Here is a 16,973-nt window from a genome sequence, read left to right on the forward strand (position 1 = left end):
TCAATCAAGCAACTCCTATGATTATACAATTTTCTCAATTAAAAAACTCCACTATAAATTCAGCATAGCAGAGTTTTCTAAAAAATATATTATCCTAAAGGATACTTTTTTGAAATATTAAACAATTTTTAATTCTATAGCCTTTCTCACAGCCGATGCTCTACTCCTTACCTTTAATTTTCCATAAATTGCAGTAATATTTTTTTTGACTGTAACCTGAGCTATAAAAAGCTTTGAAGCAATTTCTTTATTGGTTTTACCTTCTACAATAAGCTGAAGTATTTCCTTTTCACGATTTGTAAGGGACAAAATACCGAAATTTATATTCTCAAAATTCTTAAGGTTAGAATAGTATTTAGACGTGTATTTCACAAGCTTTTCCAAATATTCATCATCTGTAGTCTCCCTTTGCAATTCTTCCAGTATATCTTTAATATATAAACTGTATTCAGCAAAGGGGATTATTATATTATCTTTCCTTCCAATTTCCAAGGCTGCTTTCATTGTATTTTTTGCTCTATTCATATCATAAATCCTATATTTAGCAATTGAACTTAATATATATGTATGTACAAAACCTATTAGATTATTAAACTTTGAAAAAATTCCCATCATTTCTTCACATAGCACATCTAATTTTATATAGTTTTTCTCAAGTAATACCCATCTGCTATAAACAATATAATTAAAACCCATACCCTGATACAATACCTGACTTTGTTCAATATTTCCAGCCATAAGCCACTGGGCAAAGCTTTCATCACTGTTTATTATACCACCTATATATCCCATACATAATTCATAGGCACTGTTTAAAATAGGGCTATTATAAGCTTCTACCTCCACATATAAATTTCTCATAAGCTCTACTGCCTCGTTAAATTTGCCCTGGGCTCCACGAAGCCTTGCAAGGGTAAAACTTGCACATATTATAATGTCAATTTGTTTCATAGTTTTGGCCTTATAAATGGCTTTATAGACATAAATCTCAGCCTCCTGGAAATCTCCGGTTTCCAGAGAGTATTCTGCCCTGACCTGATATTCAAAGCCTGCACCACAACCATTTGATAGTTCTTCATAATAACAGTATATTTTTTCAAGAAACTCTACCAGCCAAAGCATTTTCTTCTTTTCCCTATAATAGGTATATAAAATATGAGGACAGCCATAGGTGCAAATTTTATCTTTATTTGCTATTACTGAATTTCCATCTAAAAGTCTATATGCTTTTAAATGTCCCTGATGCATTTTTTCTGCATCATTGAATTCAGTAAAGCTCCTTATCAATTCTATTTCTCCAAAAACACGGTTTTTTACAGCTTGAGGTGTATTATTATCGTCTTTATAATATTGTTCTATAGATGATAAAAGACATTTACCGCCTACTCTATCCACATTGGTAACATAGAAACTGGCATAGTTAATATATCCAATGGGATACTTATATTTTATTTCATCGGGGATATTCTGGAATAATTCTAAAATAAATTTGGGATTATTATCTATAACTTTGGTTATGCTTTCTTTTTCAAACTCATTTAAAATTAAAGCATATTCCTTAACCTTTAGTAAATACTTTAGTCCTGCAATAATATCTCCATTATTAATATACCACTTACCCGAGCGCCTATAGATATCCCTTATCTCTATATCTGAAAACTGTCTATACAATAGTTTTTTTAGATAATTGTTAAAAATATTATGAATCCTATAAACTTCATTTTGTTCATCATACCGTATAAAGGAATTATCTCTCCTTAAGCTTTGAATAATATCTTCGGCTTCCCTGTAATTTGATACATATACAGCCTGTTTTGAAGTAAAACTATCTAATATAGAAAGTGATACTAGTATACTTTTTTCAATAGCTGTATATCTTGACATTATTCCTTTTTCTATAAGTCTTTCAATATTTTCTCCCGGCTTTAATTTGCCAGCTCTAATATAACGCTGCATTAATAAATATACAGCCGATATCCATCCTTCTGAAAGCTCATAAACATTTCTTACCATATCTTTAGAAATATTGATATCATACAGCTTAAAATACTCCTTGATTTCTTCCTCTGTTAATTCAAACAGATTACTCTTAATTAAATAACAATATTCTTTAAGCTTTAATTCTTCAATATTAATATCGGGTCTTGTCCTTGTTATTATAATTATATTAAACCCCTTTATATCTGACCTTACAAGCAGTTCAATAAATTTGTCCATTTCTTTGGAATGGGCAAAATGATAGTCGTCTATTACAAGTAGGAAGTTATTCTCATAGGCATATTCTTGAATCAGATTAAATATACGATTTCTTTGAGGTGCATCATTTGGGAATCCCAATTCATTAAGTTTTTTTCCAATATCAGGATTAACTCTAGTAAGCTGTCTTGTAAAGGAGTCCCAAATATACTGAGGAGAGGTTTCATCATTTTCTATGAACAACCAAATATAATCTATATTAATCTCTTTAAGAAAGTCCATAACCGTTATGGTTTTTCCATATCCCATGGCAGCTACTATAACTGTCAGTGGATAATTAAATACCTTTTTAAGTTCTTCTCTTATACTCTGTCGCTTTAAAATATGTTGTTGTGTTAGCATAAACCAATCACCCTATTTGAATAGAATACATTATATTATATCTATTTTGATTATATCATAAATATTTACTGCATTTATCCATATAGGGTTTATATAGTAAATTTTAGTTCATACATGAATTTTAATTTTTAGAATTAAATTATGAAAAGATAGCATTTCCACATAAAATTTGAAAAACTCGTTAAGAAAATTTTCTTAACGAGTTTCAATTATTAATATTTTAATTTTAAAATCCTATACTTGCCCCTCCATCAACAGGTAATAATACTCCATTTACAAATTTTGCTGCTGTTGAACATAAATATACAGCTGCCCAGCCAATATCCTTTGGATCTCCAAATTTATCCATAGGTGTACGACCTAATATCTTATTTTTCCTTACTTCATCACCATCTAAGGCCTTATGAAGCATTGGAGTTTCAATCCATCCTGGGGCAATTGCATTTACACGAATACCCTCTGGAGAAATTTCCGTTGCCAAGGAACGAACCATACCCAAATAAGCTGATTTTGCAGCTGCATAGGATACTACATAGGGTTGTCCTAGTATAGATGTCATAGAAGCAGTAAATAATATATTGCCTTTCTTTGATTTTTTCATGAAAGGAACTACTGCTCTAGTAAGTGCAAAGGCTCCTACTACATGTACATCTAATGTCCCCTTAAAATCTTCATCAGTCATATCCTCTATAGGCTTTTTAACATGAACTCCCGCATTATTCACAAGAATTGTTATTTCTCCAATATTTTCAGTAATTTCCTCTATCAGTGCATTTGCTTTTTTTGTATTAGTTACATCATATTGACGATAATTGGCTTTTTCTCCTAATTTTTCACAAGCAGCCTTTAAATTTTTTTCATTTCTTCCTACAATAATAATCTCTGCTCCTGCTGCAATGAAACACTCTGCCATTGCAAAGCCAAGACCAGTAGCTCCTCCTGTAATAAGTGCTCTTTCACCCTCTAAACTAAATTCTTTTTTATAATCTAGCATATTTTACCTCCTGCATGGTCTTTTTCTATTTTCATCCTGGTATTTATAAGAAATATAATATTCTTTATGACCTAATTTCTCCCCTTTACTTAGTTCTCCAGAACAAGTTTTTGCAATAAGTCTCAAGAGATTATCTGTTAATTCCTCTAAAGTACATTCTCCATTTAATACTTTTCCTGCATTAAAATCCATATCATCCTCAAGATTTTTAAAGGTTTCGGAGTTTCCAGTGATTTTAATGGTTGGTGATACTGCACTTCCAATAACATTTCCTCTTCCCGTCACCAAAAATACTAATTGGGAACCACAAGAAATCAGGTCCATTAATCCTTCACTATCATTTGGATTGGTATAGCCAAAATTCATCCAGTGGGGATCCGGTACGCTATCCAATAACCACAAGCCTTTATTGGGAGGGTTTTGAGATACTTTAATGACCCCCTCAATAGGTCGGCTGCCGCTTTTAATTACAGCCCCCATACTTTTTTCTTCTATAGTAGTTAACCCCCCTGCAAAATTTCCTGGAGAAACTGAATATTGACGAACTGCTTTACAATACTCCAAAGCCTTGTCATAGGTTGCTTCTATTTCTATGTAGGCCTTTTCATTTGCTGCCCTTTCAAGGAGAATTTTTTTGAGCCCAATAGCCTCTACTATCTCTTCAAAAATTGCTTTACCACCCATGTCTACTAAGCGATCAAATAACCTTCCAACTACCACATTTCCCGCTAATCCTGATGTAAAGTCAGATCCACCACATTCACATCCAATAGTTAAGTCTTCAAAGCTCATATCTACTATCTTTGTTTCTTCTTTCAGCCTTTTAATAAATTCAGATAGAATTTTCTTTCCTTTTTCAATAGTCTTAGAGGTTCCTCCGCAATCTTGAATAAACAACCAGTCTGCTAATCTTCCTGACTCAGCAGCAATATCTGCAATTTTACTTGGCTGAGTATATTCGCACCCTAATCCTACTGCTAGAACAGCTCCAATATTAGGATGTCTTGCAAGGGCTAGGAGCATTCTCACCACATACTCATTATCATAGCATCCAGTAAATCCAATTACATCTACATCTTCATTTGGAAAGGCACTTGCAATAGATTTTGCAACATGAGAAGAACATTCTACTGTATAAATTACTAATACTTTATTTCGAATACCCTTACTACCATCCTTACGTAAATATCCCTTCCAGCTTAAAGTATTTATTTTACTTTCCATCTTTATCACCTTCTTTCCATGGAACAATTGTATGAATAAAAGCTTTAAATATATTCTGTATCGCTTGGTGCTCCAGTTTCTAAATTCAAAGTAGATGAACGTGCATCATAAAGACTTGCACAATTGTGCAAATGTACCCAGTCTCCTTTTTTAATATGCTTTGTTGCTTTTCCAATTACAACATTATATTTGATAATAAATTCATCTATATCAATATCTTTTAAAGCAACCTTATGGCCTCTTTTTATTTCTTCATTAAAAACAATTTTTTCTTCCTTTGATTCTCCAGTAATTATACCAACATCTTTTTCTGCATCGTTTAATAAGGTAGCTACATTATCTTTTATATGAATTTGAAAACAAGTTTGTTTTAACTCATCTTTCATTATAAAATACCATACCTTTCAAAAACTTCAGTACTGGACATGCCATCTTCAATGGCTTTTCTAACTACCTTTTCTTCTCTTGCTTTTTTAAGGGCCTTTGTAATTACTTCTTCCTCTAATTCCTTTGGTATAATCAATACGCCATCTAAATCTGCAAATACTAAATCCCCTGGATTAATCCATACATTTCCTACTTCAATAGGACATCTATAATTCACTACCTGAGTTCTTACTGAGGAATCTTGTGCATAACGTCCTCTAGAAAAGGTAGGAAAATTTTGTTCCAATACCATAGGGGTATCTCTATGATATCCATTTACAATAGCACCCACTGCTCCTCTACTTTTAGCTGTGGCAGTCAAAAGCTCTCCCCAATAAGCACATCTCATGTCTCCACCACTGGCAATATACACTTCTCCTGGTCTAAGCTGATCTAGGGCTTCTGTCAATAATCCAAAGGGCTTTTCTTGAGGTCCATATACATCAATCATCAGTGCTGGCATAGCCCTTCCTGCAATAACCATATCTTCTAACATTGGTTGTATAAGTTGGGGTAAAATTTGATGATATCTTCCAAGCTCATCTAATATATCTCCTACCACAGGAGTATATAAATATTTTTTCATCAATTCAAAAAGTTCTTTATCATTTTTCCATTCAGTCACAATAAATCCTCCCTTGAATAATAATTTTTTGTTTAATACAAATTTTAATTTATCTCTGCAATAACTTTTAAATAATCATTTGGATTTTTAGATATTTTTTTAAAGTATTCAGGCATTTCTTCAAAGCCAATAACATTGGTAATAATAGGCTTTACATTCACCTTTCCTTCATAAATCAATTGAATTGCTTCTGGGAATTTTTTTACACAATTTCTAGCCCCTTTAATATCTAATTCCTTTTTTGTAATTAAAAAGGTAGGCAGTGGTATTTCTTCATTTGGATATCCTACAAGAGAAATACGTCCAGTATAGGAAACATAGTCAATGGAGCTTTTAACTGCTGCCACGGCTCCAGAAGCTTCTATAACTACTTCAGCCATTTTTTTATTTGTAATCCTTGAAATTTTTTCTACTACATCTTCATTTACTGGATCAAAGACATAATCCATTCCTAATTCTTTAGCTATCTCTAATCTTTTAACTGCTGGATCTACAACAATAGGTACTGACCCTAGATACTTTACATATAAGGCTGCTAATAATCCAATGGTTCCAGCTCCAGTAATTACAACATGTTCTCCTTTTTTAACTAAAACCCTGTCCACAGCCTGCATAGAAATAGTCAAGGGCTCTACCATTGCAGCGTGTATAGGAGACATATCTTCTGGTACTTTATGGACTAAATGAATATCATGGTTTATATATTCCATGTATCCACCATTTTCATGGACTCCTATAACTCTCATATTCTCACAGGAATTTGTTCTTCCAATACTACATGGATAGCATTTTCCACAATATTGATATGGTTCTACTGCAACTTTATCTCCTGCCTTCAATCCTTTATCATTCTTTGGTACACTAACAATCTCTCCTGCTATTTCGTGTCCTAAAACCCTTGGTAGAGTTCCTAAAGGAAGTACTCCCTTGTAGGCAGAAATATCAGAGCCACAAATACCCATTGTCTTTACTTTTATGGTTACTTTATTCTGTTCTTCCTTCATAGGTATGTCTTTCATTTTAAATACTTTAGTATCTTCTAAAAATAATGCTTTCATTACTATTCCTCCTAAGCATATTAATAAATTATTCTCTAGGTTTAATTTTTTATAGAAATTATGTTTTTTTGAGATATATAAATTAATTATTTATATATTTTTTGATAACTTATTTTATAATTCTATTTTTTAACCTTTAAATTTTTTCTTGAAATTTTTCATTAAAATATACATAAAATACTTTATTTAAGCTTTTTTAATTCTTGCTTTCATATTACCATTTAAGCTTATTTTTATCTTCTATTGACTTGACCTATTTTTTATGGTATTTTGATTTTAAATTATTTGTTTTTTAAGGGAGGATTATTTTATGTACTATCATAAACAATTTGCTGAACAAATTATCAATCCTGAAGCTGAAATATATTATGAAATGCAGCCTTCCTATGAGCATACAATTTTTCCTCATTTCCATGATTTTTATGAATTTTGTCTTATAATCAAGGGAAAACAATTGTTTTCACTAAATGAAAAAGAGCTGATACTTAAAGAAGGTTCCCTTGTTTTTGTTCGTCCTAAGGATATTCACTCGAAAAAATATATTGAAGAAGGTGAACATATTACAATTGCATTTTCAAAAAAAACATTGGATGCTCTTTTTAATTATCTAGGAGAAGATTTTACAAAAGACAAACTATTAAATCCAGAAAATCCTCCTTTCATTACACTTTTAAGTGCAGAAAGAAATGTAATTAAACATCAAATAAAAAAACTACTTCTCAGCCAAATTTATAATAAAAAAAATATAAAAGTCCAATTAAAAATTATATTAATTCATTTATTTTCTAAGTATTTCACTGAAATACAAGAAAGCGATCAAATACAACTACCTTCCTGGCTTGAAGAAGTTTTAATAGAAATGAAAAGAAAAGATAATTTCGTAAAGGGACTGCCCGCTTTCCTTCATTTATCAGGAATCAGTCATGAGCATCTTTGCCGCATAATAAAAAAATCTTTAAATATTACACCTACAGGATTTATTAATGAACAAAGGTTAAATTATGCTGTAAAACTGTTGATTTACACAGATATGGATATTACCTCCATATGCTTTGAATCAGGATTTGGCAATTTAAGTCATTTTTATGACCTTTTTAAAAAAAATTTCCATACAACCCCTGCTAAATTTAGAAAAGAAAAAGCAAACCCCGATGCTTATTTGTAGGCACCCGGGCTTTATTATCATTTTTAGAGAGTAACTCCAGTTTTAAAAATAGCTATTTCTCTAAAATCATTTTTTTCATTATTTACAAAGGCTCCATTTGCTACTCTAATTATATATTCTACAAAATCCTTTAGCACCTCATCCATAGACATACCTTCTAGTAAAGTTCCTCCATTATAGTCAATCCAATGGGGTTTTTGGTTGTAAATTCGGGAATTTGTAGCTATCTTCATTGTTGGTACAAAACTGCCAAAGGGTGTTCCCCTCCCGGTTGTAAAAAGTACTATATGACAGCCCGATGCAGCAAGGGCTGTGGCTGCAACCAAATCATTACCTGGAGCACTGAGTAGATTAAGTCCCTTTGTTTTTAAAATTTCTCCATACTCCAATACGTCTACAATAGGAGCATTTCCTCCTTTTTGAGTACATCCTAAGGATTTATCTTCAAGGGTTGTAATTCCACCTGCTTTATTTCCCGGCGATGGATTCTCATATACCGGCTGATTATACTTTATAAAATATTCCTTAAAATCATTAATTAATTTTACAGTTTTATTGAAAACTTCTTCATTTATGCATCTGCTCATCAGTATTCTTTCTGCACCAAACATTTCCGGTACCTCTGTAAGTATTGTGCTGCCTCCTTGTGCAATCAGGAAGTCTGAGAAAGCTCCAAGAAGAGGATTGGCAGTAATTCCTGAAAATCCATCGCTTCCACCACATTTAAGTCCTATTTTTAGTTCTGATAGAAGAATTCTTTCTCTCTTGTCATTTTTCATCTGCTGGTATAATTCTTTTAAAAGCTTAACCCCTGCTTCTATTTCGTCATCTATTTCCTGGGCCACTAAAAATCTTATTCTCTTATCATTATATTCTCCTAAGCTTTCTTTAAAACTATCTATATAATTATTTTCACAGCCAAGACCCAATACCAAAACTCCACCTGCATTAGGATGTTTAACAACATTACCTAAGATTTTTTGAGTGTTTTTATGATCGTCTCCAAGCTGAGAGCATCCATAATTGTGTTTAAATACTTCTATCCCATCAATATCTTCTAATTTTACTTCTTCTTTAAACTTCTTAATAATCAGTTCACCAATTCCATTTACACATCCAACAGTTGGCACAATCCACAATTCATTTCTAATTCCTACATTGCCATCTTCTCTTTTATATCCATTAAAAGTTAGATCCTTATTTTCTATATTAGCAGGACTTATCCTTTGATTAAAAGTATATTCTTCAATTCCCTCTAAGTTTGTTTTCACATTATGGGTATGAATCCAATCACCCTTATAAATATCACTGGTTGCATATCCTATAGGGTAACCATACTTTATAATATTAGAACCTTTCTTTATATCCTCCAAAGCAATTTTATGTCCACTTTTTATATTTTCTTTCAACTTAATTTCCTGGTTTTCTATTACAATAGTTTGACTCTTATCCATATCTTCCAATGCCACGATAACATTATCTTTTTCATTAATCTTTATATATGATTTCTTCATTACATCACCTCGTGAATGGCTTTATTCATTCCTAAGGTTTCAATTTGTATTAAATAGTTACTAACTTTATCAGCAAGGCCTTCAACTTTATTTAAATCCATTTTCCAAATTTTTTCTTGGCTGAGGACTTCCTTCACAATATTCTTTAATCCCTCTTTTGTACCATCATAATTTTCCCAAAGTTTTTTATACATTTCTAAAATCTCTGGATTATCTTTCAGCTCCACTGTCTCTTCATTTATTTTTCCTTTAAATAGCTCGATCAAAGCTGCTAATGAAAAGACTAGCTTCTTAGGAAGCTCTTTTTTTCTATTCTTATATTCAAGAACAGATGGTAATACCCTTGTTTCATATTTAGAATTAGAATTTAAAGAAATACTCATTAGAAAATGCTTAATAAATGGATTCTTGAAGCGATCTAGCACAGCACCAGCAAAATAGTCTAATTCTTCCTTTGGCAAATCAAGGGTTGGCACTATTTCATCATAAATTGCTTCCTTTACAAAACGCCCCATTACCTCATCTTCAACTGTTTCTCTTACAGTTTTCAATCCATATAATAATGATACTGGAACCATACTTGTATGGGCACCATTAAGTATTCTTACCTTTCTCGTTCTATATGGTGTTAAATCATCAGTGAAAATTACATTCAATCCACATTTTTCTGCTGGCAGCTCTTCCTTTATCCACATTGGACCTTCGATGACCCACAAATGAAATTGTTCTCCTTCCACCACTAGTTTATCTTCATATCCCAATTTTTTAGTGATTTCATCCATTTTATCCTTGGGATATCCTGGTACAATTCTATCTACTAAACTATTGTAAAAAGTATTGGCCTTTTCAAACCATTCTATAAAATCTTCTTCAAGATTCCAAAGCTTTATATATTTTAATATGATTTCCTTTAATTTATCTCCGTTTTTATCAATCAACTCACAGGGAATTATTATAAGGCCCTTGTTTTCATCTCCATTAAAGGCTTTATATCTTTCATACAAAAAAACTGTTAGCTTTCCTGGAAAACTATTTTGAGGTTTGTCTTCTAATTTATCATTTTCATCAAAGGCAATTCCAGCTTCCGTTGTATTTGATAAAATAAATCTTAACTCAGGATTTTTTGCCACTTCCAAATAATCATCATATTCATTATATGGATTTATACCTCTACTTATAGATTCAATAACTGTATCTTCACTAACTACTTTTTTATCCTTTATTCCATTTAAATATAAAGTATACAATCCATCCTGCTTATTTAATTTGTCTACAAGACCTTCCTTTAAGGGCTGCACAACCACAACACTGCTATTAAAATCTACTTCTTTATTCATTTTATCTATCATCCAGTCTGTAAAGGCCCTTAAAAAATTACCTTCTCCAAATTGTAATATTCTTTCTGGATATTTTTTATGATTTTTTATTTCATTAATAGGCTTCATGATTTTTCCTCCTTCCTTATGTATTAATCAAACTTTACAATTACCTTTAATTTGGAACCATCGTTATTTATTAAAGTTTCAAAGGCTTCTGTTACTTTTTCTAATTCAAATTCATCTGTAATAATTTCATCAATCTCTACTTTTCCATTGGCAACTAAGTCAATTAATGGTCTAAACTCATTACAGCTATTTCTAGAACCATAAACATCAAGCTCTTTTTTTAGGAGAATAGAATGATTAAAAGTAGTTTCTTTCTTTCCATTACCTATCAATATCACCTTTGCACCAAAAGCAGCACAGTCAATGGAATTTAAGAAAGTTTCCGGACGACCAACAGCTTCTATGCATACATCCATGCCATTACCACCTGTTATTTCCTTTACTTTTTCTTCCAAGTTTTCCTCACTTACATTAATAACACCATCTGCACCTAATCTTTTTGCTTTTTTTAGTCTTCCATCAAAAACATCTGAAATATAAACATTAGCGCCCCTCAATTTGGCAGATATCATTGCAAACATACCAATAGCTCCTGCACCGATAACCAAAACATTATCTCCCTTTTGAACATTTCCTCTATTTACAGCATGATAGCTAATGGAGAAGGGCTCGATTAATGCCAATGTTTTTGGTGATAATCCCTTACCATCACGAATTCTATCAATAGGCATAGTAATATATTCAGCAAATGAACCATCTCTTTGAACACCCATTGTTTCATTGCTCTCACAACAATTTACTTTTCCTCTTTCACAAGAATAGCATTTACCACAATTAAAATATGGATTTGCTGTTACAATCATCCCTGGTTTTAATCCCAAGGTATTTTCTTCAATTTCTACAATCTCTGCTGAAAATTCATGTCCCGGTATTCTTGGATAAGTTGCAAAGGGTTGATTTCCTGTATAAGTTGCAATATCTGATCCACAAATACCACAATATTTTATTTTAAGAAGAGCTTCACCGGCCTGAGGCTTTGGAATAGGCATTTTCACCAACTCTATTTTCCCTGATTCCTTTATTTCAACTACATTCATTTGCTTCATAATGATCTTCCTTTCTCTTAAGGATATTAAAGAATTTTTAGTGCTCCTTTTTTGGAATTCTTTATATGTTCACGTAAATATTTTTCTACTTTTTCCTCATTTTTTTCTAAAAAAGCATTAATAATATCTAAATGCTCTTTTTTATTACGCTTTCTTTCTTCTTCAAACATGCTTGTAGTCAGTACTCTAATTCTATAATCCTTATCATAAATTTTATTAATAAATTCAATTAAATATTGATTATCATTACTTGTAACAATAAATTTGTGAAATTTCAAATCCAGTTCAAAAAAATCCCTGTATGAAATAAGATTTCCTTCCTCATCCATTTTGTCAAATTGTTCTTTAAAATATAATAATTTTTCTTTTGAAATAGACTTACAAACAATTTTTGCAACTTGCACTTCAACAATTTCACGAATTTGAAAAATTTCCTGAATGTCATTTAAAGTAATAGGGGCTACGAAGCTTCCCTTTCTTGGATAAATATTTACGAGTTTTTCTTGTTCTAATCTAAGAATAGCTTCCCTTACAGGAGTACGACTAATTCCTAGCTCTAGTGCTAATTCATCCTCTTCAATGTCAGAACCCGGCATTAATTCACAAGTAATAATTTTATTTTTAATAAACTCATAGGCTTTTTCTTTAAGAGATAATCTTTTACTCACCATAAATCACCCCATTTCTATTTTTTATATAAATTTTCATTAGCAGTTCTATGGATATATATTGTTCATATTCATAAATCCATTAATAACAAATAATGCAGTATTCTTCATCTTAGTAGAAAAGATCTACAATTCCTGTTGAAAAAACCGGTACAAATGTTAAAAGCATTAAACATATAAAGAGAAGTAGATAAAATGGCAGTGCTTCCTTTATAAATCTATTGATTTTACATTTTGTAATACCGCAAGTTACAAACATCAAAGTTCCCATAGGCGGTGTAATACATCCAATTGCACTATTAAATATAAAGATCATCGCAAACTGAATTTCATTGATTCCATAGGCCTTAGCAACTGGTGCTAATAATGGTACTAATACAATCATTGATGCATTTCCTTCAATAAACATACCCACAAAAATCAAAAATATATTTACGATTATAAGAAATACATATTTATTTGAGATCATATTAATAATTAACTCTGTTATTTCCTGGGGAATACGTTCCTTGGTAAGAATCCAGGCAAAGGCAGATGCAGCACCAACTATCAACATTATTGAAGCCGTACTATTAATTGTCTCCTTTAGTCCACTGATAATATCTTTAAATGTCATTTCTTTATATATAATTCCAAGCATCAAAGAATATACAATTGCAACGGCTCCGGCTTCCGTTGGAGTAAATATTCCAAGACGAATCCCTCCTATAATTATAACAGGTAAACATAGAGGAAGTGCAGCTTCTTTTAATGCCACCCAAAATTCCTTTGGTTCTATAAATTTCTCTCTAACAGGTTTATATCCACGTTTTTTTGAAATGATAGATACCAACACCATCATAGATCCACATAGTAATATTCCTGGTCCTATTCCTGCTATAAATAGCTTACCAATAGATACATTTGCAATAGATCCATAAATAATCATCGCAATACCTGGTGGAATCAGTGGTGTAATCATTGCAGAAGAAGCTGTAACAACCGATGAAAATTCTTTAGAAAAACCCTTTCTCTCCATCTCAGGAACCAGCATTTTCGCCTGCATTGCAGCATCAGCAAGATTTGAACCAGATAGGCCTCCCATAAGTGTAGATAATAATACATTTACCTGTCCAAGTCCACCAGCCATATGTCCAGTTAAAGCTTCAGCAAAGTTCATAACCCTCTTTGTAACACCAGAATAGTTCATATAAACCCCGGCACAAATAAAAAAAGGAACGGCTAAAAGAGGTATGCTTTCAATTCCAGCAATTACACGCTGAGCAATAATTTTTGTAGGTACATTCGGGGAAAGAATAAAATACACAACGGAACCTGAAAGAACAGATGTAAAAACAGGAACTTTCAAAAATAAAAATACTAACATAACAATAGCTGCTATTCCAACAACATTCATCTCCATCTTTATTCACCACCTTCTACGTTCAATTCTTTATTGGTTAACTCTTTTATCATAACCATAGTGTAATTAATAATCATAAGTACACAGCCAATTGGAAAGGCTCCATATATAATAGGATAGGGTATACCTAATATATTTGTAACTCTTCCCGTTTGTAATAATTGCTGCACAAGATTTTTTCCATGGAATAATAAATAAATTAATACAGCCATAGATACCAAATACCCTAATATTTCTACTATTTTTTTAAGAGCAGCTGGCATATGATCTACTAAAACGTCAATAGCCACATGGCTTCCGCTTCGAAAAGCTGCTCCACCTCCAAAAAATACAACCCAAGTAAAGCACCAAAGTTGAACTTCCTGCAGCCAAACAAAGGGATTATTTAAAAAATATCTCATAATCACACCAAAAAAAGTAATCATTACTAATATAATTAATGCAAATCCAGCAATAATCATATCTATATTCATGAGATATTTAAATACCTTATTATTATCTGTATTCATGAATTTACTCCTTTCAATTATAATATCCGGAGGCAACTATTGCCTCCGGGTATTAAATAAAGCTTTTTTGTATCTTTATTATAGTTATTTATTTCATAGCATCTTTAACAGTTTCGTATAGTCCTTCTGACCAGTCTTTTGTAATTTCAGGAAGACTGTAAAAAGCTTTTGCTTTTTCTTTAAACTCTTCTTTATTAATATCGATTACTTGAACACCTTCAGCTTTTAACTTTTCCAATGCTTCATCATTAAGTTCTTCTTGAATTTCGTTATTATATATACCAGCTTCTTTACCTGTTTCAGTTAAAATTTGCTGCTGTTCAGGAGTAAGGCTGTTAAAGAAATCTGTTCCAGCAATCCATGTAGTAAAGTTCTTAACATGGGCATCTAATATAAGATACTTAGCAACTTCATGGAATTTACCATTGTAAAGAACAGTTAAAGGATTTTCAAGTCCATCTATAGTCCCTTGCTGAAGTGCCGTATAAACTTCTCCAAATGCCATTGGAGTAGGTGTTGCTCCTAAAACTTCAAAACCTTTGATTTGTATTGTATTATTTGGAACACGGATTTTCATACCTTTAAGATCTTCTACAGTTTTCACAGGCTTTGTTGTAAGGGTATGACGATCTCCATACATCCAGTTAGAAGCTAAAAGCTTTAAACCCTTTTCTTCTAGCTTTGCACTTTGTTCCTTATACCAATCACTTTCAGTAAGCGTCCAACATTCTTCCCAAGTATCAAATAAATAAGGCCCAAATACTATTCCAAAATCCTTTACTCCACGATCTGCATAAAAAGCACCATCTGCAAGGGTTATTACTGAATCTCCAGCCAACATTTGATCAATTAAGTCGTTTTTAGATCCTAATTGTGCTGATGGGAATAATTCTACCTTCATACTTCCATTACTTCTTTCCTCAATAAGCTTCTTCCATTCGTTAGCAGCAAGGTCAATTGGTTCTCCAGGATTATTTCCATATCCTATTTGGATAACAACAGGCTTTGTCTCTTCTGATTTTTCAGCGGTTTCTGGTGAATCCTCTTTTGCAGGTGCTCCACATGCAGCCAACAAAGACATTACTAATAAAGCTACAATTAAAATAGTACTTTTTTTCTTCATAATTTTCTCCCCTTTTTATGTATTTTTTTGTAGTAGTACACTTTTTTGAAGCCATAATCATCTTTTTATAGCTCCAAAACGTTTTCTCTTGATATTAAACTGATATATCAGTTTAATATCAATCTAATATCAGTATACATAAAGTTACATATTCCGTCAATAATTAATTTATCTAAAATTTTTATGTGTTTATTAATACTTTTAAAATAAATTTTAAAATCAAGATATAGCATAAAGATATATGCTAAAAAATTAAAAAGAGAAGCATTTCAGCTTCTCTTTTAACAGAGCAAATTGCATAATTACCTCTTCTTCAAAAAACCAACTACCACATATTGTTGTGAAATCTCCGAAGCTATACCATATATATTATGCAATTTTGCCAAATTAGAGTTATACAATTTCCTCAAATATTTGTTTTTTCAAAATTAGTTTTTCATAATTTTCTTGCTCCTTTAAATACCCTTAGCATAAATCCTTGCTTTGATTTTCAATCTATATTTCTAAACTTTTAACAAATATATTCAAATACATTTCCACTTTTTTTTCAATATCATACGCCCCATATTCCATTGCCCAATTATGGAACACTCCCCAAATAAATGTTCTACAGTATTTAGCAAGCTCCTCACTAGATAAATTATCAGTAAATACATTTTTTTCTTGTCCTGTTTTTATAATATCAACAAGGATTTTAAAAAAAGGCCTATCAAGATCATTCATAAAATCATTTAAAGCATTTGTTTGACTTTTAAAAAGATTTTTTACAACATCTACTCCTACTCCATAACCGCAGTATGCAAATTCCTGTATAAAAAATATAAGCTGTTCCTTAGAAGTTTTTCCTTCAAGCCTAGGTAAAACCTCCACAATATAATAATCATCCACATCCTTAAGTAATTGAATCAGTAAATCATCCTTAGAATTAAAGTGATGATAAAAAGCTCCCTTTGTAAAGCCTGCTAAGGAACATATTTCATTTATCGATACATTATCATATCCTTTTTTTCTTATTAAATCAATTGCTGTTACAAAAATTTTGTTTTTATTCTTTTTAGATTTTAATTCTCTACTTGTATACTTCATTTCCCATACAACCCCTTGTTTTAAAAAACTTAAAATTTACAAGCTTGATTATATTTTATACCATTTAAGTTGTCAAATACAAACTTAAAT

At 31.5% G+C, this 16,973-nt stretch carries 15 protein-coding genes; 1 reads left to right on the forward strand and 14 read right to left on the reverse strand.

Annotated features, from left to right (window positions below; all coding sequences use genetic code 11):
* Positions 1 to 117: 117 nt before the first annotated feature.
* The 6 genes from B5X81_RS28510 to B5X81_RS19750 all read right to left on the reverse strand — a co-directional run bounded on the left by B5X81_RS28510 (position 118) and on the right by B5X81_RS19750 (position 6,925).
* Positions 118 to 2,598: a LuxR C-terminal-related transcriptional regulator gene (locus B5X81_RS28510; RefSeq protein WP_079494200.1), complete on the reverse strand. Its 2,481-nt coding sequence runs from the start codon at positions 2,596 to 2,598 to the stop codon at positions 118 to 120.
* Positions 2,599 to 2,824: 226 nt separating this feature from the next.
* Entirely contained in the window at positions 2,825 to 3,592 is a 768-nt protein-coding gene (locus B5X81_RS19730; protein WP_079494202.1) for an SDR family NAD(P)-dependent oxidoreductase, read from the reverse strand.
* A 3-nt stretch (positions 3,593 to 3,595) separates the two neighbouring features.
* Positions 3,596 to 4,816, reverse strand: a complete 1,221-nt coding sequence (locus B5X81_RS19735; protein ID WP_079494203.1) for a UxaA family hydrolase — start codon at positions 4,814 to 4,816, stop codon at positions 3,596 to 3,598.
* A gap of 44 nt (positions 4,817 to 4,860) precedes the next feature.
* Complete coding sequence (locus B5X81_RS19740) at positions 4,861 to 5,202, reverse strand: UxaA family hydrolase (RefSeq protein ID WP_079494205.1); 342 nt, start codon at positions 5,200 to 5,202, stop codon at positions 4,861 to 4,863.
* Entirely contained in the window at positions 5,202 to 5,867 is a 666-nt protein-coding gene (locus B5X81_RS19745) for an RraA family protein (RefSeq protein ID WP_079494206.1), read from the reverse strand. Before B5X81_RS19745 ends, B5X81_RS19740 begins: the two co-directional genes overlap by 1 nt.
* A 44-nt stretch (positions 5,868 to 5,911) precedes the next feature.
* A complete protein-coding gene (locus B5X81_RS19750; RefSeq protein ID WP_079494208.1) occupies positions 5,912 to 6,925 on the reverse strand; it encodes an alcohol dehydrogenase catalytic domain-containing protein in 1,014 nt (337 codons plus the stop codon).
* Between the two features lie 310 nt (positions 6,926 to 7,235).
* Here B5X81_RS19750 and B5X81_RS19755 point away from each other — a divergent pair, with 310 nt between their 5' ends.
* Positions 7,236 to 8,090 (forward strand): helix-turn-helix domain-containing protein, encoded by an 855-nt coding sequence (locus tag B5X81_RS19755; RefSeq protein ID WP_079494209.1) that lies wholly within the window; start codon positions 7,236 to 7,238, stop codon positions 8,088 to 8,090.
* 23 nt (positions 8,091 to 8,113) lie between these two features.
* Here the strand turns inward: B5X81_RS19755 and B5X81_RS19760 are convergent, their stop codons facing one another.
* The 8 genes from B5X81_RS19760 to B5X81_RS19795 form a co-directional block, all read right to left on the reverse strand.
* A complete protein-coding gene (locus tag B5X81_RS19760) occupies positions 8,114 to 9,604 on the reverse strand; it encodes a UxaA family hydrolase (RefSeq protein WP_079494211.1) in 1,491 nt (496 codons plus the stop codon).
* Positions 9,604 to 11,049 carry a tagaturonate reductase gene (locus B5X81_RS19765; protein WP_079494212.1) on the reverse strand — a complete coding sequence of 482 codons (1,446 nt, stop codon included), beginning with the start codon at positions 11,047 to 11,049 and terminating at the stop codon, positions 9,604 to 9,606. Before B5X81_RS19765 ends, B5X81_RS19760 begins: the two co-directional genes overlap by 1 nt.
* Before the next feature lie 23 nt (positions 11,050 to 11,072).
* Positions 11,073 to 12,095 (reverse strand): zinc-binding alcohol dehydrogenase family protein, encoded by a 1,023-nt coding sequence (locus B5X81_RS19770; RefSeq protein WP_330397429.1) that lies wholly within the window; start codon positions 12,093 to 12,095, stop codon positions 11,073 to 11,075.
* A 26-nt stretch (positions 12,096 to 12,121) separates the two neighbouring features.
* A complete protein-coding gene (locus B5X81_RS19775; protein WP_170917508.1) occupies positions 12,122 to 12,763 on the reverse strand; it encodes a GntR family transcriptional regulator in 642 nt (213 codons plus the stop codon).
* A 112-nt stretch (positions 12,764 to 12,875) separates the two neighbouring features.
* Complete coding sequence (locus B5X81_RS19780) at positions 12,876 to 14,165, reverse strand: TRAP transporter large permease (protein WP_079494215.1); 1,290 nt, start codon at positions 14,163 to 14,165, stop codon at positions 12,876 to 12,878.
* 2 nt (positions 14,166 to 14,167) lie between these two features.
* Positions 14,168 to 14,674, reverse strand: a complete 507-nt coding sequence (locus B5X81_RS19785) for a TRAP transporter small permease (protein WP_079494217.1) — start codon at positions 14,672 to 14,674, stop codon at positions 14,168 to 14,170.
* An 88-nt stretch (positions 14,675 to 14,762) separates the two neighbouring features.
* On the reverse strand, positions 14,763 to 15,797 hold the full coding sequence (locus B5X81_RS19790; RefSeq protein WP_079494218.1) for a C4-dicarboxylate TRAP transporter substrate-binding protein: 1,035 nt from the start codon (positions 15,795 to 15,797) through the stop codon (positions 14,763 to 14,765).
* A 495-nt stretch (positions 15,798 to 16,292) separates the two neighbouring features.
* On the reverse strand, positions 16,293 to 16,883 hold the full coding sequence (locus B5X81_RS19795) for a TetR/AcrR family transcriptional regulator (RefSeq protein ID WP_079494220.1): 591 nt from the start codon (positions 16,881 to 16,883) through the stop codon (positions 16,293 to 16,295).
* Positions 16,884 to 16,973: the final 90 nt, after the last annotated feature.

The organism is Maledivibacter halophilus (assembly GCF_900167445.1).
GTDB classification, from domain to species: domain Bacteria; phylum Bacillota; class Clostridia; order Peptostreptococcales; family Caminicellaceae; genus Maledivibacter; species Maledivibacter halophilus.

Bases quoted from the DNA above. Each gene is read 5' to 3' on its own strand.
- B5X81_RS19795 (WP_079494220.1), bottom strand. From the start codon at position 16,883: ATGAAGTATACAAGTAGAGAATTAAAATCTAAAAAGAATAAAAACAAA.
- B5X81_RS19790 (WP_079494218.1), bottom strand. From the start codon at position 15,797: ATGAAGAAAAAAAGTACTATTTTAATTGTAGCTTTATTAGTAATGTCT.
- B5X81_RS19765 (WP_079494212.1), bottom strand. From the start codon at position 11,049: ATGAAGCCTATTAATGAAATAAAAAATCATAAAAAATATCCAGAAAGA.
- B5X81_RS19730 (WP_079494202.1), bottom strand. From the start codon at position 3,592: ATGCTAGATTATAAAAAAGAATTTAGTTTAGAGGGTGAAAGAGCACTT.
- B5X81_RS19735 (WP_079494203.1), bottom strand. From the start codon at position 4,816: ATGGAAAGTAAAATAAATACTTTAAGCTGGAAGGGATATTTACGTAAG.
- B5X81_RS19760 (WP_079494211.1), bottom strand. From the start codon at position 9,604: ATGAAGAAATCATATATAAAGATTAATGAAAAAGATAATGTTATCGTG.
- B5X81_RS28510 (WP_079494200.1), bottom strand. From the start codon at position 2,598: ATGCTAACACAACAACATATTTTAAAGCGACAGAGTATAAGAGAAGAA.
- B5X81_RS19780 (WP_079494215.1), bottom strand. From the start codon at position 14,165: ATGGAGATGAATGTTGTTGGAATAGCAGCTATTGTTATGTTAGTATTT.
- B5X81_RS19740 (WP_079494205.1), bottom strand. From the start codon at position 5,202: ATGAAAGATGAGTTAAAACAAACTTGTTTTCAAATTCATATAAAAGAT.
- B5X81_RS19750 (WP_079494208.1), bottom strand. From the start codon at position 6,925: ATGAAAGCATTATTTTTAGAAGATACTAAAGTATTTAAAATGAAAGAC.
- B5X81_RS19770 (WP_330397429.1), bottom strand. From the start codon at position 12,095: ATGAAGCAAATGAATGTAGTTGAAATAAAGGAATCAGGGAAAATAGAG.
- B5X81_RS19755 (WP_079494209.1), top strand. From the start codon at position 7,236: ATGTACTATCATAAACAATTTGCTGAACAAATTATCAATCCTGAAGCT.
- B5X81_RS19785 (WP_079494217.1), bottom strand. From the start codon at position 14,674: ATGAATACAGATAATAATAAGGTATTTAAATATCTCATGAATATAGAT.